The sequence below is a fragment of the Novosphingobium sp. HNCC26DJ243 genome, assembly GCF_057180545.1.
The window spans coordinates 227,000-245,453 of sequence record NZ_JBXUGN010000005.1 but is presented as its reverse complement, the minus strand read 5'-3'; the positions used below and the strand labels follow the sequence as shown (position 1 = coordinate 245,453).

Annotated in this window: 17 protein-coding genes and 1 tRNA gene; 5 read left to right on the top strand and 13 right to left on the bottom strand. The window is 63.7% G+C overall.

Going from position 1 to position 18,454, the window contains the following annotated elements; genetic code table 11:
• Nucleotides 1–87 precede the first annotated feature (87 nt).
• From smpB to AC2A04_RS15165, 3 genes are all read left to right on the top strand, one after another.
• Nucleotides 88–570 (top strand): SsrA-binding protein SmpB, encoded by a 483-nt coding sequence (gene smpB / locus AC2A04_RS15175; RefSeq protein WP_484213197.1) that lies wholly within the window; start codon nucleotides 88–90, stop codon nucleotides 568–570.
• A 114-nt stretch (nucleotides 571–684) separates the two neighbouring features.
• The gene (locus AC2A04_RS15170) at nucleotides 685–1,245 is read left to right on the top strand and encodes a DUF2062 domain-containing protein (protein WP_484213196.1); all 561 of its coding nucleotides are present in this window, start codon (nucleotides 685–687) and stop codon (nucleotides 1,243–1,245) included.
• On the top strand, nucleotides 1,245–3,677 hold the full coding sequence (locus tag AC2A04_RS15165) for a response regulator (RefSeq protein WP_484213195.1): 2,433 nt from the start codon (nucleotides 1,245–1,247) through the stop codon (nucleotides 3,675–3,677). Before AC2A04_RS15170 ends, AC2A04_RS15165 begins: the two co-directional genes overlap by 1 nt.
• A 12-nt stretch (nucleotides 3,678–3,689) precedes the next feature.
• Here AC2A04_RS15165 and AC2A04_RS15160 read toward each other — a convergent pair whose 3' ends face one another.
• The 3 genes from AC2A04_RS15160 to AC2A04_RS15150 are packed head-to-tail and all read right to left on the bottom strand — an operon-like array spanning nucleotide 3,690 to nucleotide 6,042.
• Nucleotides 3,690–4,727 carry an oxidoreductase gene (locus AC2A04_RS15160; protein ID WP_484213194.1) on the bottom strand — a complete coding sequence of 346 codons (1,038 nt, stop codon included), beginning with the start codon at nucleotides 4,725–4,727 and terminating at the stop codon, nucleotides 3,690–3,692.
• 11 nt (nucleotides 4,728–4,738) lie between these two features.
• Nucleotides 4,739–5,059, bottom strand: a complete 321-nt coding sequence (locus AC2A04_RS15155) for a DUF1905 domain-containing protein (RefSeq protein WP_484213193.1) — start codon at nucleotides 5,057–5,059, stop codon at nucleotides 4,739–4,741.
• Nucleotides 5,056–6,042, bottom strand: coding sequence for a peptidylprolyl isomerase (locus AC2A04_RS15150; RefSeq protein WP_484213192.1), 987 nt, complete (start codon nucleotides 6,040–6,042; stop codon nucleotides 5,056–5,058). Before AC2A04_RS15150 ends, AC2A04_RS15155 begins: the two co-directional genes overlap by 4 nt.
• A gap of 130 nt (nucleotides 6,043–6,172) precedes the next feature.
• Between AC2A04_RS15150 and AC2A04_RS15145 the strand changes: the two genes are divergently transcribed.
• Nucleotides 6,173–6,263 (top strand) — tRNA-Ser (locus AC2A04_RS15145).
• A 276-nt stretch (nucleotides 6,264–6,539) separates the two neighbouring features.
• Here AC2A04_RS15145 and AC2A04_RS15140 read toward each other — a convergent pair.
• From AC2A04_RS15140 to AC2A04_RS15110, 7 genes are all read right to left on the bottom strand, one after another.
• Nucleotides 6,540–6,884 (bottom strand): very short patch repair endonuclease, encoded by a 345-nt coding sequence (locus AC2A04_RS15140; protein WP_484213191.1) that lies wholly within the window; start codon nucleotides 6,882–6,884, stop codon nucleotides 6,540–6,542.
• Between the two features lie 23 nt (nucleotides 6,885–6,907).
• On the bottom strand, nucleotides 6,908–7,249 hold the full coding sequence (locus tag AC2A04_RS15135; RefSeq protein ID WP_484213190.1) for a Y-family DNA polymerase: 342 nt from the start codon (nucleotides 7,247–7,249) through the stop codon (nucleotides 6,908–6,910).
• Nucleotides 7,249–7,668, bottom strand: coding sequence for a LexA family protein (locus AC2A04_RS15130; protein ID WP_484213189.1), 420 nt, complete (start codon nucleotides 7,666–7,668; stop codon nucleotides 7,249–7,251). Before AC2A04_RS15130 ends, AC2A04_RS15135 begins: the two co-directional genes overlap by 1 nt.
• Before the next feature lie 269 nt (nucleotides 7,669–7,937).
• The gene (locus AC2A04_RS15125) at nucleotides 7,938–9,674 is read right to left on the bottom strand and encodes an acyl-CoA dehydrogenase family protein (protein ID WP_484213188.1); all 1,737 of its coding nucleotides are present in this window, start codon (nucleotides 9,672–9,674) and stop codon (nucleotides 7,938–7,940) included.
• Nucleotides 9,671–11,203, bottom strand: coding sequence for a fatty acyl-CoA synthetase (locus tag AC2A04_RS15120; protein WP_484213187.1), 1,533 nt, complete (start codon nucleotides 11,201–11,203; stop codon nucleotides 9,671–9,673). The genes AC2A04_RS15125 and AC2A04_RS15120 overlap by 4 nt, the downstream gene beginning before the upstream one ends.
• A gap of 38 nt (nucleotides 11,204–11,241) precedes the next feature.
• Complete coding sequence (locus tag AC2A04_RS15115; protein ID WP_484213186.1) at nucleotides 11,242–12,000, bottom strand: SDR family NAD(P)-dependent oxidoreductase; 759 nt, start codon at nucleotides 11,998–12,000, stop codon at nucleotides 11,242–11,244.
• Between the two features lie 27 nt (nucleotides 12,001–12,027).
• The gene (locus AC2A04_RS15110; protein ID WP_484213185.1) at nucleotides 12,028–12,786 is read right to left on the bottom strand and encodes an SDR family NAD(P)-dependent oxidoreductase; all 759 of its coding nucleotides are present in this window, start codon (nucleotides 12,784–12,786) and stop codon (nucleotides 12,028–12,030) included.
• Nucleotides 12,787–12,911: 125 nt separating this feature from the next.
• Between AC2A04_RS15110 and AC2A04_RS15105 the strand changes: the two genes are divergently transcribed.
• Nucleotides 12,912–13,637 (top strand): SDR family NAD(P)-dependent oxidoreductase, encoded by a 726-nt coding sequence (locus tag AC2A04_RS15105; RefSeq protein ID WP_484213184.1) that lies wholly within the window; start codon nucleotides 12,912–12,914, stop codon nucleotides 13,635–13,637.
• Nucleotides 13,638–13,701: 64 nt separating this feature from the next.
• Here AC2A04_RS15105 and AC2A04_RS15100 read toward each other — a convergent pair whose 3' ends face one another.
• The 3 genes from AC2A04_RS15100 to AC2A04_RS15090 form a co-directional block, all read right to left on the bottom strand.
• Nucleotides 13,702–15,336, bottom strand: a complete 1,635-nt coding sequence (locus tag AC2A04_RS15100) for a flavin-containing monooxygenase (RefSeq protein ID WP_484213183.1) — start codon at nucleotides 15,334–15,336, stop codon at nucleotides 13,702–13,704.
• A 28-nt stretch (nucleotides 15,337–15,364) separates the two neighbouring features.
• The gene (locus tag AC2A04_RS15095) at nucleotides 15,365–17,611 is read right to left on the bottom strand and encodes a TonB-dependent receptor (RefSeq protein ID WP_484213182.1); all 2,247 of its coding nucleotides are present in this window, start codon (nucleotides 17,609–17,611) and stop codon (nucleotides 15,365–15,367) included.
• A gap of 157 nt (nucleotides 17,612–17,768) precedes the next feature.
• Nucleotides 17,769–18,422 carry a TetR/AcrR family transcriptional regulator gene (locus tag AC2A04_RS15090; protein ID WP_484213181.1) on the bottom strand — a complete coding sequence of 218 codons (654 nt, stop codon included), beginning with the start codon at nucleotides 18,420–18,422 and terminating at the stop codon, nucleotides 17,769–17,771.
• Nucleotides 18,423–18,454 lie beyond the last annotated feature (32 nt).

Genomic DNA, 18,454 nt, shown 5'->3' with positions numbered 1-18,454 from the left:
CTCTGATCCGCCTGACGAAACTGCTTCCCGACAAAGTGCGAAGTCCCACTTCCGCTTTGCCGGGCCAGCGCCTACATGGGCGGAACCATGGCACGTCCCGTAAACCCAGAATTCGAGAAAACGAAAGTCGTCGCCGAGAACCGGCGCGCGCGTTTTGAATACTTCATCGAGGACCGCTACGAGGCAGGCATCTGCCTGACCGGGACCGAGGTGAAGTCGCTACGCTTTGGCGAGGGCTCGATTGCCGAGAGCTATGCCGAGGTGAAGAACGGCGAGGTCTGGCTGGTCAATTCCAACGTGCCCGAATTCAGCCACGGCAACCGCAACAACCACGTGCCCAAGCGTCCGCGCAAGCTGCTGCTGAAGGAGCGCCAGATCGCCAAGTTCCACGGCGCGGTCGAGCGCAAGGGCATGACGCTGGTGCCGCTTTCGATCTACTTCAACAGTCGCGGTCGCGCGAAAGTCGAACTCGCGCTCGCCAAGGGCAAGAACGCGGCCGACAAACGCAGCACGATGAAAGAGCGCGACTGGAAGCGCGACAAGGCGCGGATCATGAAGGACCACGGCTAAGCCAGGGCGAAGGTGATCCACTTCACCGCGCGGTAACGCACTCTGGACTAGGCGTGATGGCGGCAAGGCGTCCCACTTGGGGCGCGGACGGGAAACGGGTAAAAGCAAGGCGCCATGTTCAATCGGATCGTCAACTGGGCGCGGGCCAACATGCCGACGCGCGAGCAGATGGAGCATAACCGCTTCGCCCGCCCGCTCGCCGCGCGCCATGAATTGTGGCGGTTCACCAGGCGTTCGGTGCCGCGCGGCGTCGCTGCCGGACTGTTCGTCGGCATCTTCGCGCTGATTCCCGGCATCCAGATCATCGGCGCGGCGCTGATGTGCGTGCCGGTGCGTGGCAACATTCCGCTCGCCGTGCTGATGACCTTCGTGTCGATCCCGCCGACCACGCTGTTCGTGTTCCTTCCCGGTGCGATCTGGGTGGGCAACAGCTTCGGCTATCACGCGGATTTCTCGACGGTGAGCGAACTCGTGACGCGCGGGGCAAGCCTGGGTGACTGGCTGGCCTGGCTAGGGTCCGATGCCGCGCCATCGCTGATCATCGGGCTGTTCCTGATCTCGGTCGTGACTGCGGCGGTGGGCTACCTGCTTTCCGCCATCGGCTGGCGGATGTGGACCGCGCACAAGCGCAAGGTCCGCCAGATGCGTTGGGCCGCGCGGGATTTCCCCGACTGATGGCGAGCGCCGGGGGCGAGATCGACGGGCGCGGGCCTGATGCGACGCCGTTGCGCGACTGGGCCCTGCTGGGCGGAGCGGTTGCCGCCAGCGCGGGACTTTTGTGGGGCGTATCGGGCCAGCCGCTGGTCGCCGCCGGGTTCCTTGGCGGCGTGGGCGCGATCGGTGCGGCGCTGCGGCTGGTCGCAAGACCGGCAAGGGTCGAAGCAGCGGCAGAATTTGCCATTCCCGACTGGTCCGTCACCAATGCGGCAATCGAACGCAGTGATGCGGGCATCGCCATAACCGACCGGGCCGGGCGGCTCGTGTGCGCCAACACCTTGATGAGCGAATGGTTCGGCGTGTCCGCCTCGCCACCCCGCCTTCCGTTGGATCGGGCCTCGGTCGATGGGCTGGAGGACGCCGCACGCGCGGCCTGGCGCGATGGTTCGGCCCGGGTCGAAGGCTTGAGCAACTCCACTGGCGCATGGCGCGCTGAAATCAGCCGGGCAGGGCGAGGCGAGGACTACCTCGTCTGGCGCTTGATGCCGGTAACCTCGCACGATCTCGTGACCGAGATGGCAGGCCACATGGCCGGCAAGCTCGGGCGGGCGCTTGCGCGTGAGGGCATTCAGGCGGCGGTCGTCACGCCCGAAGGTGCGATCCTTTCGGCCAACTCCGCTTTTGCCCAGCGTGCCACAGGCGAAGCCACGCATGACATGGCAGGGCAGGACTTCGTCTCGTTCCTGGCGAGCGACGAGGCAGAGCGCATCTTCTATGCCCGCGAGGCGCGCAAGGGCACGCCGGTCAGGCTCGTCCACCTGCCGGTGGCCGACCCCGACGGCTTTGCCAACATCGACCCGGCGCGCACCGCATCGCTGTTCCTGCTGATCGACAACCAGGGCGGGGTGGGCGAGGTCCGCGCGGGCCTTCCGCAGATCGAGGCGCTGCTGTCGCGCCTGCCGCTCGGCCTTGCGATGACCGACCGCGACGGGCGCATCCTATTTGCCAATGCCGCGTTCCTGCGCGCAGCGGGGCACGAGGACACGATCCCGCCGCCCTATCCGTCCGACCTCGTGATCAAGGAAGACAAGGGCGCGCTGGCCGATGCCGTCCGCCGCTATGCGCAAGGCCAGCCGATGGCGGGCGACGTGGCCGTGCGCCTGCGCGCCGCGCCTGAAGAGCCGGTTTCGCTGAGCCTTGCAGGCGTGCGCGGGCTGGGCGAGGGGGCGGTGTTGCTGAGCCTCAAGGATTCCTCGGAAGAGACGCGCCTCAAGCGCGAGATTGCCCAGGCGACCAAGATGCAGGCGGTCGGCCAGCTGGCCGGTGGCGTGGCGCACGACTTCAACAATGTGCTCACCGCGATCATCGGCTATTGCGACCCCATGCTGATGCGCCACACGCCCGGCGACAGCGATTACGACGATATCCAGCAGGTCAAGGCAAACTCGAACCGCGCAGCCTCGCTGACGCGCCAGTTGCTCGCCTTCTCGCGCCAGCAGACACTGCGCCCGCAGGTCCTGCAGCTTCCCGACGTGGTGGCTGAGGTTTCGGCCCTGCTCAAGCGCCTGATCGGCGAGAAGATCGTGCTCGAAGTGACGCACGACCGCGATCTGGGCTTTGTGCGGGCCGATCCGACGCAGCTCGAACAGGTCTTGCTCAACCTTGCGGTCAACGCGCGCGATGCGATCAACGAGAAGCAGAAAGGCATGAGCGCCAAGGCCGGCGGCGTGCTCAAGCTGATCACCCGCCGGGTGACCGCATCCGATGTGCGCGCCATGAAGAGCGAGATCCTGCCGATAGGCGACTACACCGCGCTGGTCGTCGAGGACAACGGGCAAGGTATCAAGCCGGGCCAGATTGGTAAAATCTTCGAGCCGTTCTTCACCACAAAGGAGAAGGGCAAGGGCACCGGCCTGGGGCTTTCGACCGTTTACGGTATCGTCAAGCAATCGGGCGGCTTCATCTTTGCCGAGAGCGAAGTGGGCAAGTACACCCGCTTCTCGATCTACTTGCCCGTGCATACACCCGATGCGGCCGAAACTGCCGAAGCGGCGCGGCCCCGTAGCGAACCCAAGCGCGAATGGACCGGCGGTGGCCGCGTTCTGCTGGTCGAAGACGAGGACACCGTCCGCGCCGTGGCCGAACGCGCGCTGGTGCGGCAGGGTTACGAGGTCACGACCGCAGCGGACGGCGAGGAAGGCCTCGAGGCCATTGGGCGGGGTGAGTTCGACCTTGTGGTGTCGGACGTCGTGATGCCCTCGATGGATGGCCCCGCCATGGCGCGCGAAATCCGGGCGCTCAAGCCGAACCTGCCGTTCCTGTTCATGTCGGGCTATGCCGAGGAACACTTGCGGCGCGAAATCGACATCCCCAACATGCATTTCCTCGCCAAGCCATTCTCGGTCCAGCAGATCGTCGAAGCGGTTGAAAAGGTGCTGCGCGGCGGCTGATCGTTCAGCGGCTTACTCGAAAGCGGGCACCGTTTGCGCAATGCCGGTCGACGCCGCAAGCGCGGCCGCCTCGACAACGGCCATGACCGCAAGTGCGTCGCGCGCGGTAACCGGCGCTTCAGCCCCATCAAGCGCCTTTGCCATCCTTTCATAGAACTGCGCATAATCGCCGTCGGCCAGCGCCGCGGGCTTAAGGACGCCCTCCGCGTCGAACAGGTCCACCGGCCTCGGATCATGGCCCCAGCCGGCATCGCCCGGACGCAAACCCTGCAGCAACTGCGTTTCCTGAGGATCGAGGCCATGCTTCACGAGGCTGCCCCCGCTGCCATGGACGATGAACCGCGGCGATCCCCCGGCGACAAGCATCCCGGCGTGAAGCACGCAGCGCACGGTGGGATATTCCAGCACGACATGGGCCCAGTCGTCGGTCTGCGCGCTGTCGCGTAACATTCCGAAGCTCGCCATGACGCGCTCGGGCAAGCCGAACAGGCAAAGCGCCTGATCCACAAGATGCGGCCCCAGATCCGCCCAGACGCCGCTGCCCGGACCAGGGTTCTCGCGCCAGCGATCGCGCACGACCGGCCGAAACCGGTCAAAGTGGCTCTCGAAATGGGCGACCTTGCCAATCAGCCCTTCTTCGATCGTCCTGCGGATTGTCAGGAAATCGCCATCCCAGCGGCGGTTGTGAAACACGCTGAGCAAGGTGCCGCGCGCAGCCGCGTGGGTGGCGACCGCCCGTGCCTCGTCAAGCGTGAGCGCAAGAGGCTTGTCGATCACGACCGCCTTGCCCGCCTCTATCGCGGCATGGGCTAGCGGGGCGTGACTGTCGTTTGGCGTGGCGATCACGACAAGCGCAATGCCTGGATCGGCAAGGACGCTGGCGATATCGGCCTCAACGCGCATCCCTGGCAGGTCGGCATGGACCTTGGCCGGATTGCGCGAGACGAGAGCAGCCAGCGCGAGGCCGGGTGCAGACTGGATCAGCGGCGCGTGAAAGGTCTTCCCGGCATAGCCATAACCGACGAGTGCGACGTTGTGTGGGGCAGGCAAGCTCAAGTCCTTCAGAAAGTCAGCGTCAGGGCGAAAGGTTCGTCTTCGATCAGGCCTTCGGCCTTGCGCACCACGGCCTTGATCGGAACCATCCAGCCGCGCTCCTTGCTCGGAAATGCCGACGTCCGCCAGCAGGTTTCGCCGACCGTGACCGCGATCTTGACCGCGCCCCACCCGGACGGGCGCCCCCTCTCCATCCGGTGCATCAGCGCCGTTGCCGAAAGGGCCTCGCCCACCTCGTCGCCCACGCTGATGAAGAACCAGTCCCCGCCTTTATCGCCCATGCTCCAGCGCCAAAGCCTTGCCGTTACCGCGTAGTCCGTCTCGCTCATTTTACGCGGCGCACCGGGACCTTGAGATTGCAGATGTCGATCCCGCCCGCAGGCTGCACGTAGAATGCCTCGCGATGGTTGGCGCTGGCCTCGGCATAGCGGTGGAACGACATGCTCTCGGTCGAAAGATATTCGTAGGCAGGCAAGTCGGGCACGTCGCTCGCCGGGTGGATCGATAGAATCGGCGTGCGCTCCTCGGGCTTGGCATAGACACCCATGGGCGCAGCGCCGCGCGGCAGCGATGAAAGATGGGCAATGCCTTCGACCACGCGACCAACGACCGCCAGATTGCGATCGAGCTGGCGCGGGGCATGGCCGATGACGGCGTAGAGCTCCGCGCCAGTGCCGGTGTCAGGCGGCGTGTCGCGAGCAACGCCTATGGAGCCATAGCAATGCAGCGGCCAGGCGCTGGGCCCTTTCCGCGATGCTCCCACTGGCCATCCACGATAGAAGAATGTCTCATCCGCATAAGGATCGGCATCCTTGATCGCGAGCTTGCTGTGCGTGAGCGCATGCCACGCCGCGTGCGTGCCCTCCATCGTGGCCAGCCAGGTGTCGAGCTCCTCATGGGTCGCGCTCCGCTCCGGTCCTTCGGGATGGACCACGTACCGGCTCTGCGGCACACTCGCCAGACCAGCAGGAAGCGGTTTGGCTTTGGCCTTGTCCTCGCCGTCGGCATCGCCCCACTGCGCAACCCAGTTGTCCTGCACGCGATAGACCGAAAGTCCGTCCCACCAGCGTGTCAGGGCAAACGTGCGCATATTGGCGGTCCATCCGGCAGAAAACGGCTCGGGCATCAGCTGGATAACGATACGGCGCGGGCGACCTGCGGAATCGGGTGCAAGGTCCATGACCAGCAAGTCGTCAGGCGCGATCCGCGTCCAGTCACCGGCCGGTGACGCACTGAGGATTTCACCGGGCGAGGGCACGGCCAATGGGGCAGGGGTGGCGGCTGCAGCGGCAAGAACGACGAGTAATGACATTTGTCCATCATTGCAGGAACCGACGCCTTGCGAAAGCGCTCACGTGCCGCTAGGGGCCACGCTTCCAGAGCGATTTGGTTGATCGCCTGATTCACGTTTGGTGCCCCGCACGAAACGATCAGGCACGTGCGGAGCGGTGGCCGAGTGGTCGAAGGCGCTCGCCTGGAAAGTGAGTATACGTCAAAAGCGTATCGAGGGTTCGAATCCCTCCCGCTCCGCCATTTAACCTATTGGAATCATTCTATTCCATGGGCCAGGCGCAAAAAATCCCCAGCGTTTCAAGGGTTATAGGTATTAGCCTCTCCACTGCACATCTGCGGTGCTGGGGCAGATATGCTCTCTTAGGCCCGATATTCTCCAAAGCTCTCGACCGCACCAGTTCCGGTGCAGAGCCGTAAAACCCCGATATCACTCATCCTTTCGGCATCGCGATCTTCGCTTCGGAAGCCGGTAGAGGCACATAAATTTACCCGCGTCCAACCTTCCGGCATCCGGCTTCAGTCAGAAGGGATAACCAGTGATCCACTGGCCCCATTAAGCCACGCGTTTATCTGATGAGCGATTTCGGCTGGTCCTGGCGACTTGACCGCGCATTGCCAGATCACGCCGACGCGCCACCCCTGAGCCGCCAATCCAAGCATGTTCTGCTCATCCCGACTGACGTTGGCAGCAAACTTCTTAGCCCAGAATTCGGAGCGCGTGCTCGGCTCTGAAGCTAACCGACAACCTTTGTGACGATGCCAGAAGCAGCCATGGACAAAAACGACGGCTCGGAACTTGGGAAAGACGATGTCAGGGCTGCCCGGAAGATCTTTCCGGTGTAGCCTGAAGCGCAACCCCATCCGGTGAAGTGCTTGCCTGACCACTAGCTCATGCGGTCGAGGTCCAGGAAGCACTCGTCGATGCTGTAGATTTCGTGGGCTGGGGCCTGCGCGCCAAGCACGCTCATCACGCGCTCCGAGATATCTCCATAGAGGGCGTAGTTTGACGAGCGGACGGTGATCCCATGCTCCTCGATCAGGCGGCGGATCTTGAACAGAGGCGCACCCATCGGGATGCCCAGCGCCTTGGCCTCATTGGACCGGGCGATCACGCAGCCATCGTTGTTGGACAGGACCACGACAGGACGATCCCGCAAATCCGGCTGGAACAGCCGCTCACAGGACGCGTAGAAGTTGTTGCAATCGACGAGCGCGAAGGTGGCCATCAGCGTCCACAATGACGCCGGATGCTGTGGGTGACGACGCCCCAGATTTCACAGCCATCATCGCGGATCTGCATGGTGGGAAAATTCGGGTTCTCGGCCGCCAGTTGCCAGGCGCCGTCCTGCCGCCGCAGCCGTTTGACCGTTAGTTCGCCGTGGACGACAGCAATCACGATGTCGTCAGGCTGGGGCGTGATCCCGCGGTCGATTACCAGCAGGTCGCCATCAAAGATCCCGGCTCCCCGCATGGACTCACCTGCAGCCCGGACGAAGAAGGTTGCCGCCGGCCGCCGGACCAGATGCTCGTTGAGATCGAGCTTGCCCTCGATGTGGTCATCCGCCGGACTCGGGAATCCAGCCGGCACTGTGGAAGTGAACAGCGGAAGTTCGAGTTTGGACGGGATATCGACAAGGCGCAGCACGTTTCATGTTCCTAGATTAATGGAACATAAATAGAACATTGCTAAAATGATTCGTCAATCCGACGTATGCGCTACGCCTTCGGATACCGCGATCCGTAGCCCCGCGCCAACACGATCTTGGCTTCGCGCAGCATGCGAATGATCTCCGCAAGCTTGGGCTTCCTTGCTATTCCACTCCACTCCTCCTTCGGAGCCAAAAATAAAACAGATTTGGGGCCACTCAGAGGGGGCCAGATCAATCATATAATATCGCCAAATAATATGACTATTCAGGATCGAGCTAGCTCTTTTTCATCAAGTTCGTAGAGCAGCGCCGAGCCAGCAGTCGCACTGAAACGAAAACCCCGGGCTTCGGCCGCAAATTGTTCATTGAAATAGCGTGAAACAGTTGCTTTTTCTTTAAAGAGCACACTGCCTGTTTCCTCAGTGGCGCGAGCCTGTCGTAACAGCTGCCAGCCGGCAATCGCCACTGCGCACATCGTACAGAAAGGGACGCTACCCGCTAGTTTGTCGTCAATGCTGGCTTCGTTCACCATCCAATCGGCAACTGCGATGCAGTCGTTGGCCAAATCAGCTAGGACTGAACCGCTTGTTGCATCGGCGACGACGTCTGCCAACAGACCCTTCAGAACACTGCCATCACCCAGTTTGCGGGCAACAAAGTCGGCGGCCTGAATGCCATTAGTACCTTCGTAGATTGGCGCAATGCGCGCATCGCGGTAGAACTGGGCCGCTCCGGTTTCCTCGACAAAGCCCATGCCGCCGTGAACCTGCACGCCAAGGCTTGCAACTTCGCAGCCAATGTCGGTGCCCCATAGCTTCAACATCGGCACCAGCACCTCCGCACGCTGCTGTGCCTGGGAAACTCCAAGCGTACCGCGGTCGACCTGTCCTGCGGTGTAATACAAAAGCGCCCGCGCTGCTTCTGTCAGCGCCCGCATGCGCAACACCATGCGTCGCACATCAGGGTGCTGGATAATCGAAACGGGGGTCTTGTCTGGCGACCCGGCGCGGGGTGACTGCACGCGTTCCAACGCATAGGCGCAGGCCTTTTGCAAAGCAGCTTCAGCCACTTGCACGCCCTGACTACCGACATTGATACGCGCGGAATTCATCATAGTGAACATGGCCTTCAGGCCCGCGTTTTCCGCCCCGACCAACTCGCCGATACATTCGTCATTATCGCCGAAACTCATCACGCAAGTCGGCGAGGCATGGATACCTAGCTTGTGTTCGATGGAAACGACACGGAGGTCGTTGCGCTGCGCCAGCTGCCCGTCTGCACCAACAAGGTATTTCGGAACAACGAACAACGAAATGCCGCGGGTCCCCGCAGGAGCGCCGGGTGTCCGGGCAAGCACAAGATGGATGATGTTGTGTGACAAGTCATGCTCGCCCCAGGTGATGTAGATCTTGGTGCCCTTGATCCGCCATTTCCCGGCATGCTCACCTGTTTCGATTGGCCTAGCTGTGGTCCGCAACGCACCCACGTCAGACCCGGCTTGCGGTTCGGTCAGGTTCATGGTCCCGGACCATTCGCCGCTGATGAGCTTTGGCAGATAGGTCGCCCGCTGCTCGGCGCTGCCATGGTAATGCAGGGCTTCCACGGCGCCGGCCGTGAGCATGGGCAGCAGCGAAAAGGCCATGTTGGCGGTGCCGAGGGTTTCGAGCACGCACGTTGCCAGCGTGAACGGCAGACCTTGACCGCCATGGGCGGTCGGGCCTGAAATCGAGCCCCAGCCCTGTTCGAAAAACGCCCGATAAGCCTGTGCGAAACCGGCCGGCAGGGTGACCGTTCCATCGCACCAGGTGGCCCCTTGCACGTCGCCCAGCCGGTTCAGCGGCGCCCATTCGCGTTCGGCGAGCGCGCCGATGCCGTTGGCAATGGCTGCGACCAGATCGGGCGTGGCGGCGGCAAAGCGATCATGCAGGGCCAATGCATCGAGACCGGCGTTGACGCGCATGGCCAGGAGCTGGTCGGCGGTGGGCGCATGGAAGTCGGTCATGCTTCGGCCCGCTTTGCGGCGAACGCATCGCGCACGTCGCGTTTCATGATCTTGCCACTGGCGTTTCGGGGCAAGCCGGGGGTGAAGAACACATGCTTGGGCCGCTTGAAAGGAGCAAGCCGGACTGCGCAGTGTTCAAGGATTTCCGAGGCTTCGACCTGCTGGCCGGCGCGCAGGACGATCACTGCCGCGACGGCTTCCACCCAGCGGTCATCGGGTATGCCGATGACCGCCACTTCCGACACCTTGGGATGCGCGTAGATGACTTCCTCCACTTCGCGCGAAGAGACATTTTCGCCACCGGTCTTGATCATGTCCTTCTTGCGGTCGACCACGGTGATGAAGCCTTCGGCGTCCATCGTGGCGAGGTCGCCACTGTGAAACCAGCCGCCCGCAAAGGCGCGCGCGGTTTCTTCGGGCTGTTTCCAGTAAGCGCTGAGCAACTGCGGTGAGCGGTGGACGATTTCCCCGACCGCGCCCGGGGGCACGTCGTTCATGTCGTCGTCGACCACGCGCGTCTGGACATGCAACGCGGCCCGGCCCGCGGAGCCGAGCCGGCCGACGTGCTCATCGGGGCGAAGCAGGGTTGCAAGAGGAGCGATTTCGGTCTGGCCATAGACATTCCACAAGCGCAGGCGGGGCAACCGCATCGCCAGTTCCTCGATCACGGCGACCGGCATGATCGATGCGCCGTAGTAGCCCTTGGCCAGCGAGGACAGATCGTGGCGTTCCGACGCCGCGGAACGCAGGATGGCGATCCATACGGTGGGTGGCGCGAAGAACGAGGTAACGCGATGCTGCTCTATCGCGGCACAGATCGCCTCGGGCGTGGGACGGGCGATGATCACGCCGGTTGCTCCCGCCGCAATCGCAGGCCCCGCCATCAGGTCCAGCGCGGCGCAATGGAACAGCGGCAGGGCGTGGAGTGTGACATCCGCCGGGGACCATTCGCAGTCGAACAGGCAGCTCTGGTATTCCCAGAGGACGGCGCCGTGGGTGAGCATGGCCCCCTTGGGCCGGCTTTCTGTGCCGCTGGTGTAGACGATCTGCAACAGGTCCTCGGCCGTGGCGCAGTCTTGCGCCACGGTGCCGCGCACGCACAGTTCCTGCCAGCCCGATAAGCCGGCCACGCTGTCCATGACGGTGACGATATCGGCGCCAGCCGCGCCCAGCGCTTCGCGCACGGTGCCGGCAAATTCGCCATCGGCAAAGACCAGCGAGACGCCGGCATGTTCGAGGATGAAGCCGATTTCGGCCGCGCCCAGCATGACGTTCACCGGCACCAGCACCGCCGCGATCCGCGCCACGGCGAAACGGATGGCAAGAAAGGCATGGCTGTTGCGCGCAACGATGCCGACGCGGTCACCCTTGCCAATGCCGCGCGCCGCCAGCCCGGCGGCCAGTTCATCGGCCAGCCGGTCGAGCGCGGCGAAGCTCCAGGTTTCGTCTTCGAAGATCACCGCCGGCTTGTGCGGCGTCCGCCGGGCCGAGCGCCGGAGGACGAGCGACAGCGATTGCGCCTGCGGCATAGGCGAATGCGCCGCCGGGTGTGCGTCAGCCGGGGTGATCATAGCGTCGTATAGGCGCCGTCGACGGTGTGGAACCCGCCGGTGCAATAGCTGGCTTCATCGCTGAGCAGGAAGCAGACGAGGTTGGCCACCTCGGCCGGCTGGCCATAACGCTTCAGCGGGACCATCCCGGTCAAGGCATTGCGAAAGGCCAATGGATCGCCGGGGCTCACGGCCTGCTCGAGATCGCGGACCATGCGCGTATCGATCGGCCCGGGATTGATCGTGTTGACGCGGATATTGCGCTCTGCGCCTTCGAGCGCGGCGGTCCGCATCAGGCCCATCACCGCGTGCTTGCTGGCGACATAGGGGCTGAAATTGGGCGTGGCCGTGATCCCGAAGGTGGATGATGTGAGGACGATGGAGCCGCCGTTTGCGCTCATCGCCGGCATGACCCGCGACAGGCCCAGGAAAATGCCGCGCACGTTGACGTTCATCACGCGGTCGAATTCCTCGACCGGCAATTCGCCGATCCGGCCCGGCGCCCCCTCGACCCCGGCGTTGAGCGCGGCGGCATTGAGCTTACCGAAGGATGCAAGCGCGGCATTGACCGCGCGCTCGTAGAGTTCGGGCGTGGTGACATCGCCGACCACCGCCTGTGCTCCCGGCAGTTCGGCAGCAAGTGCCGCCAGCGCCGCTTCATCACGGTCGACCAGAACCAGCCCGGCCCCTTCGGCAGACAACTTGTGCGCCACCGCACTGCCGATGCCCCCGGCAGCGCCCGTTACCAGCGCCACCCGTCCGTCCATGCGTCCCATTTGCCAATCCCTTCCTGCAATTGCCGTTCACGCCGCCGTGTAGGCGCCATCGATGGTGTGGAACCCGCCGCTGCAATAGCTGGCCTCGTCGCTCAGGAGGAAGCAGACGAAATTGGCGACTTCTTCGGGCTGCCCGTACCGCTTCATCGGCACCATGCCGGTCAGCGCGGTGCGGAAGGCCTGCGGATCAGCCGGGCTGACGGCCGCGCCGACGGCCCGGACCATCCGTGTCTCCACGGGGCCAGGGTTGATCGCGTTGACGCGGATATTGCGTTCGGCACCTTCGAGCGCGGCCGTGCGCATCAGCCCCATCACTGCATGCTTGCTGGCGACATAAGGGCTGATGCCCGGGGAACTGGTGAAGCCGAGCGTGGACGAGGTAAGAACGATGGAGCCGCCGTTTGCGCTCATCGAGGGCATCACGCTGGACAGCCCGAGGAAGACGCCGCGCACGTTCACGTTCATCACCTGGTCGAAGTCCTCAACAGCCATGGTGCCGATCGGCCCCGCAGGCCCCTCGATCCCGGCGTTGAGCGCGGCGGCATCCAGCTTGCCGAAGCGGGCGAGCGCGGTTTCGACCGCACGCGCATTCAGATCGGGCGAGGTTACGTCACCGGCCACGGCCACCGCATCGCCCAGCTCCGCAGCAAGTGCCGCAAGGGCATCTTCATCACAGTCAACCAGCACCACCGATGCGCCTTCGGCGCGCAACTTGCGGGCAATGGCGGTTCCGATCCCGCCAGCCGCACCGGTTACCAGGGCAACCCTGCCATTCATACGCAGCATATCCACTCCCAATGCATTGTTCCGCCACGCCAGCCCTTGCGGCCGTGCACTTGATAGCCACCCAAGTATGTCGTACGTATGACTGACAGTCAAGGCGGTGACCTCGACTGCAGGAGAGGACAGGGATGGGAAAACTGCAAGGCAAGGTTGCCATCATCACGGGTGCGCAAGGCGGGATGGGCCAAGCCCAAGCGCACGAATATGCCGCACAGGGCGCGCTGCTGGTGCTCACGGACCTGGCGGCTGGCGCGGAGCCTGCCGGGAATGACGGCACGCTAACCCTGCGCATGGACGTGACCTCGGCAGAGGATTGGGCGCGGGTCGTGGCGGTCGCCGTGGACCGCTTTGGGCGCGTGGACGTGCTGGTGAACAACGCGGGATACTATCTGCCGCGCGGAATGATGGAAACGACCGCGCAGGACATGGAACGTCATTTCGCGGTCAATCAACTGGGGGCGTTCCTGGGAATGCAGGCGGTTGCGCCGGCGATGCAGGCAGGCGGCGGCGGGGCGATCGTCAACATCAGTTCGGGGGCCGGCCTTCGCGGCTATCCTGGCATGTTCGCCTATTCTGCGTCGAAATGGGCGATCCGGGGCATGACCAAATGCGCCAGCGCCGACCTTGCCGGCTTTGGCATCCGCGTGAATTCGATCCACCCCGGCGCAATCGACACGGCCATGCTGCGCAGCAATGACCCGGCCATGCTCTCCGCGCTCGAGGCGATGATCCCGCTGGGGCACCGGCGCGGCCAGCCGGAGGACGTGGCCCGGATTTCCGCGTTCCTCGCGTCGAACGATGCCCGCTATATCACCGGGGCGGAGGTCGCCGTGGACGGCGGCATTTCCGCCTGACGCAGAAAGGGCGGGCCGGACAACCGGTCCGCCCCGCCCCGTTGCTCTCTCCTCGGCGACCGGTTCAGGCCACCACGTCGTATTCGGCAAGATCCGGCTCGCGGCCGAGATATGCGATGAACTCGTCAGGCGTGGAGGTCCAGATGGCAACATGCCCGTGCTCGTCGAGATACCAGCTCTGGCACCCCTGCAGCCAGGCGGTCTTGCCTTCGGCTTCGCGCATGCGCGCAAGGAACGCGTCTTCCCGGTCTTTGCGCGGGGTGATGGCTTTGTGGCCCGCGAGCTGCGCCTTTTCCATCAGCTTCATGATATGCGCGGACTGGATCTCGAACGCGGACATGACCGAGAGGTTGCCCACCGTCGAATATGGCCCGCCCACGAAGAACAGGTTGGGGAACCCCGCCATGGCCACGGTGTCGAACGAACGCGCGCCCATCTTCCACGCCTCGGTTACCGATGGCCCGCCTTCGACCGAGATGTTGAGCTTGCGGAAATAGGCCATGGCCTCGAACCCGGTGGCCAGCACGACCACGTCCAGTTCGTGCAGCGTGCCGTCGGCGGTGCGGATGCCGTCGCGCTCGAACCGGACGATGGCGTCGGTGACGAGCGATGCGTTGTCCTTCTGCAGCGCCTTGTAGAAGCCGCCGGAGAACACCAGCCGCTTGCAGAATGCCGGATAGTCAGGCGTCAGCTTACGCCGCAGTTCGGGGTCCGCGATCGAGGCGAGGTTGGCGTTGCAGGCATCCGCAAACGGCTTCTGCGCCTCCATGTCCCCCACCGCGCCGCGGCCGAAGCCATCGTTATAAAGGTGCATGTAGTAATCGTAGAGCCCGCGCACCAACGCCGGGCTGCGGGCGAGCATGTCCTGCCGGCGCGGCGAATAGAAGTCGTTCTCAGCCGGGAATACCCACTGCGGCGTGCGCTGGAAGACCGAAATGTGCTCTGCCGTCTCGGACAGCGTGGAGACGATCTGGACCGAGGTCGAACCGGTTCCGACCACGCCCACGCGCTGACCACCCGCGTCGGCACCGGCAGGCCATTGCGTGCTGTGCATGATCTTGCCGGCAAAGTTCTCCTGCCCTTCGAAGCTCGGAACCTTGGGCAGGTGGAGAAAACCCGCCGCCAGCAGCAGGATGTCGGCGACCAGTTCCTCACCGCTGGCCAGCACGACCTGCCATGCCCCGTCGCGCCAGGTGCAGGAGGCGACCTCCGCGCCCAGCCGCACCCGCTCCCGCAGGCCGAATTCGTCGACAATGTCGTTGAGGTATTGCTTGATCTCGCTTCCCGGCGCGAACATCCGCGTCCAGCGCGGGTTGGGGCGGAAGGTGTAGCTGTAAAAATAGGATGCAACGTCGCAGGCAACACCCGGATAGGTGTTGTGGTGCCAGGTGCCGCCCACGTCGTCGCTTTTTTCGAGGATTGTGAAGTCTGTATAGCCCTGCTGGCGCAGCCGGACGCCGAAGCACACTCCCCCGACCCCGCCGCCGACCACCAGGATCCGGGGCTGCACCCCGGTTCGGGTGGTGGTCGGAAACGGGCCGGGTTGCGCGTTCACTGGCGAAGCGCTTGCCAGTATCTGCTCCTCGATCGGACCTTGGGCCTCTGCAATGGCCGCCTTTTCAGCAGGGTCGAGCGTGGCGAGACGCTTGTGCTCCAAGTCCATCCACGCCTGTTCCAGTTGGTTCATTTCGACACCCATGTTCGCGGCTCCGGGAGAGTAGTATGCTTCAGTTGAAGTTGTGGCGGAAGGACACGCCGACCGACCGCGGGCGGGCATAGATCTGCGCAGCCGTCCCGAAGGTGCTCAGGTCGTAAGCCCAGATGCGGTGATGATTGTTCCAGATGTTCTTGGCGAAGATCGCGGCTTCCCACGAACCGGACTGCGAGCCGAGGCTGATGCGCAGGTCCCCTGACTGCCATGCGCCTTCGCGTTCGTCGGGCGCGGAAATCGCGGTGAAGGACATCTTGCCCTGCCACACCACGTTGCCCTGAATCGCTGCCACCTTGTCGCCCAGCACGGGGAATTCATAGCGGATCATGCCGTTGCCGGAGAACGAAGGCGCCTGAGGAAGCTTGCGGTCCACGACATCGCCATTGGGCAGGACAACGCCACGGATCTTGGAGTCCATACCGACGAGGTTGGCGCCCAGCGTCAACCCGGTGACCGGTCTGGCAGTCAGTTCCAGTTCGATGCCCTTTGCCTTGGCCGGCAGGTTGCGAATGGTGCCCACGGGATTGAAGCCTGGATCGGCCGCGAAGATATAGGCCTGGTAGTTCTTGTAATCATAGTAGAACGCCGTGGCGTTCACGCGGAACACGCCGTCGCTCGATGTCCACTTCTCACCGACTTCATACGAATAGAGGACTTCGGGCTTGAAGGCGATGATGCCCGGCGCGGCCGGCAGGAAGAACGGCAGCGCAAAGTTGCCACCCTTCGTGCCGCGGTTGAAGCTGGCGAACAGCATCGTGCGGCTGTCCGGCTTCCACTGCACGGCTGCGCGGTAGGAATATAGATTGTCCGACTGGTGCGCCAGATCGGGGTAGGTCGAGGTGTTGAACTTGAACGGCGGCAGCGGAACGCCGCTGTCGGACAGCGTGAAATCGATATTGCGCTTGTCGTTGGTATAGCGCGCGCCCACCGTCACCGTCAGCGCAGGCGTCAGGTCGTAATCACCCTGCGCGTAGACAGCGAGGCTGCGCGAGCGAATATGCGCGGTGCCGATGGGGTCGAACACGCCGGCAAACAACGTGTAGTTGTTCACCGTGTCGGACTTCTGGTGATAGTAGTATCCGCCAAGGTTCCAGCGGAAGGCACCCGACTCTTGGGTCAGGCGCAATTCCTGCGTGAACTGTTCCAGCTGCTGGTCGTGAACGTCGCGAACGATGTCGGCCGGCGTGCCGTCGGTATCCTCGAACCAGTCCTTGGTCAGGTGCTGATAGTCGGAAATCGCGATCAGCTTGGCAAAGCCCAGTTCCTGCTCGATCTTGAGCGTCCCCGCGTAGACCTCGCGACCGAAGTTCCCCTTGGTGCTGAAGCCCCCATCATAGATGTTCTTCTGCAGGTAGCCCGCGTAGAACGGCGCCGCGCAGCCATTGCAGGTGCCATAGGGATTTTCATCGGCGCCGACGAAGCGCCCCAGCCCCTGGCCGTCTACCACCGTCGGGCGGAAGGTGACCGGCGATCCGGTCTGGTCGAAGTTCTTGTAGTAGCGGAAGTTGAGGTTGATATTGGTCGTGTCGGTGGGCTGCATCGCCAGGATCGTGCGCGCGGCCACATAGTGTTCCGACCCCAGCTTGCCGCCATCGGGCCCGCTGTTGGTCACGTAGCCTTCGCGGCTGAGCATCGTCACGGCAACGCGGCCCTGGATATTGTCGGTGATCGAACCGCCGACTGCCGCCTCCAGCTTGCCGCTGAGCTCGTCGGTCAAGGTGACATCGACGTACCCCTGGGTGTCCTTTGTCGGCTGGTTACTGACAAAGTGGATCAGACCGCCGGTGGCATTGCGCCCGAACAGCGTGCCCTGCGGGCCGCGCAGCACTTCCACGCGCTGCATGTCGAACACCGGCAGGCTGGTCTGCGAGGGCGTGCTGAGATAGCTGTCATCGACGTAGAGCGCGATCGGCGGTTCGAGGTGATCGGTAAAGTCGTTCTGCGATACGCCGCGGATGTTGTACGCCACGAACGAGCCGCCTAGCGTGGCGAAGCGGAGGCTGGGCACGCGGCTGGTTACATCGGTCGCGTTGTTGAGTCCCACCCGCGCCAGTTCGCGCGCATCGAGCGCTGTCACCGAGACGGGCACGCGCTGGATGCTCTGCGAACGACGCTCCGCCGTCACGACGATGTCCCCGGTGCTGGCCGCGTCCGTGGCTGCGCGCGCATCGGCAGCCTCGGCGGCGGTCTGGGCCAGCGCGGGCATAGCCCACAGTCCACCGGCCAAAAGCGCGCACTGCATGAAATAGGACTTGCGTGTCATAGTCGGATACCCCCTCCAGATGGTTATCGTGTGGCGAAGGCCGATGAGCGTCGAACGCACTTCTCTACCCGCCTTCGCTTGCGACCATAAGTATGTCGTTCGTCTGACTGACTGTCAAGTCGCCCTGTGGAAGCCCACGGAAATGCGGGGGTGCGGCTTAATCCTTGGCCATCAGCGCTTCTGCACCGGCAATGCAGAAGCGCAGCACGCGCTGGCTGACGGCTTCGAAATCGAACGGCTTGCAAGCACCTTGTGACAGGCGGACCGTCCGCGCATTCATGCTGCGCGAAACGCTGTCGATCATGCAGCCGATGATGAACTGGAACGCATAGGCCTGGTCTACCGGATCGGCCGTGGGCATGGCCTCGCGGATCCAGCCAAGCATTTCCCTGCCGATAGGATCGGACAACTCCCCTACGAGGCGGACGTGCTGCTCGCTGTGAATGTACATCAGCCGGCCGACCAGTGCGGTGTAGCTCTCCCACATCGGCCCGCCGCACATTGCCTGCCGCACGAAGGGATAGACAATCGCCGTGACCGTTTCCGCCAGCGAAAGCGGCTTGCCGCCGGCCTTTTTACGCAATTCGCGGTACATCTGGCGGCGCACCTCGCCCAGTTCGTCGAAACGACGCCGCACCACTTCGGCAAACAGGACTTCCTTGTTGCCGAAATGGTAGCTCAACGTGCCAAGGGTATCGCCCGAAAGGCTGACGATGTCGCGCGTGGACGTGCCTTCGAAACCGCGTTCGGAAAAAAGCTTTTCGGCGCTGTTCAGAAGTCGTTCGCGGGAATCCCCTTTGGGAGCAGCCATTCGATCTCGGTCCTTGGGTCAGGGTTGTTGCA

Bases quoted from the DNA above. Each gene is read 5' to 3' on its own strand.
- smpB (WP_484213197.1), top strand. From the start codon at position 88: ATGGCACGTCCCGTAAACCCAGAATTCGAGAAAACGAAAGTCGTCGCC.
- AC2A04_RS15170 (WP_484213196.1), top strand. From the start codon at position 685: ATGTTCAATCGGATCGTCAACTGGGCGCGGGCCAACATGCCGACGCGC.
- AC2A04_RS15165 (WP_484213195.1), top strand. From the start codon at position 1,245: ATGGCGAGCGCCGGGGGCGAGATCGACGGGCGCGGGCCTGATGCGACG.
- AC2A04_RS15155 (WP_484213193.1), bottom strand. From the start codon at position 5,059: ATGAGCGAGACGGACTACGCGGTAACGGCAAGGCTTTGGCGCTGGAGC.
- AC2A04_RS15150 (WP_484213192.1), bottom strand. From the start codon at position 6,042: ATGTCATTACTCGTCGTTCTTGCCGCTGCAGCCGCCACCCCTGCCCCA.
- AC2A04_RS15140 (WP_484213191.1), bottom strand. From the start codon at position 6,884: ATGGGGTTGCGCTTCAGGCTACACCGGAAAGATCTTCCGGGCAGCCCT.
- AC2A04_RS15135 (WP_484213190.1), bottom strand. From the start codon at position 7,249: ATGGCCACCTTCGCGCTCGTCGATTGCAACAACTTCTACGCGTCCTGT.
- AC2A04_RS15125 (WP_484213188.1), bottom strand. From the start codon at position 9,674: ATGACCGACTTCCATGCGCCCACCGCCGACCAGCTCCTGGCCATGCGC.
- AC2A04_RS15120 (WP_484213187.1), bottom strand. From the start codon at position 11,203: ATGCCGCAGGCGCAATCGCTGTCGCTCGTCCTCCGGCGCTCGGCCCGG.
- AC2A04_RS15115 (WP_484213186.1), bottom strand. From the start codon at position 12,000: ATGGGACGCATGGACGGACGGGTGGCGCTGGTAACGGGCGCTGCCGGG.
- AC2A04_RS15110 (WP_484213185.1), bottom strand. From the start codon at position 12,786: ATGCTGCGTATGAATGGCAGGGTTGCCCTGGTAACCGGTGCGGCTGGC.
- AC2A04_RS15105 (WP_484213184.1), top strand. From the start codon at position 12,912: ATGGGAAAACTGCAAGGCAAGGTTGCCATCATCACGGGTGCGCAAGGC.
- AC2A04_RS15100 (WP_484213183.1), bottom strand. From the start codon at position 15,336: ATGGGTGTCGAAATGAACCAACTGGAACAGGCGTGGATGGACTTGGAG.
- AC2A04_RS15095 (WP_484213182.1), bottom strand. From the start codon at position 17,611: ATGACACGCAAGTCCTATTTCATGCAGTGCGCGCTTTTGGCCGGTGGA.
- AC2A04_RS15090 (WP_484213181.1), bottom strand. From the start codon at position 18,422: ATGGCTGCTCCCAAAGGGGATTCCCGCGAACGACTTCTGAACAGCGCC.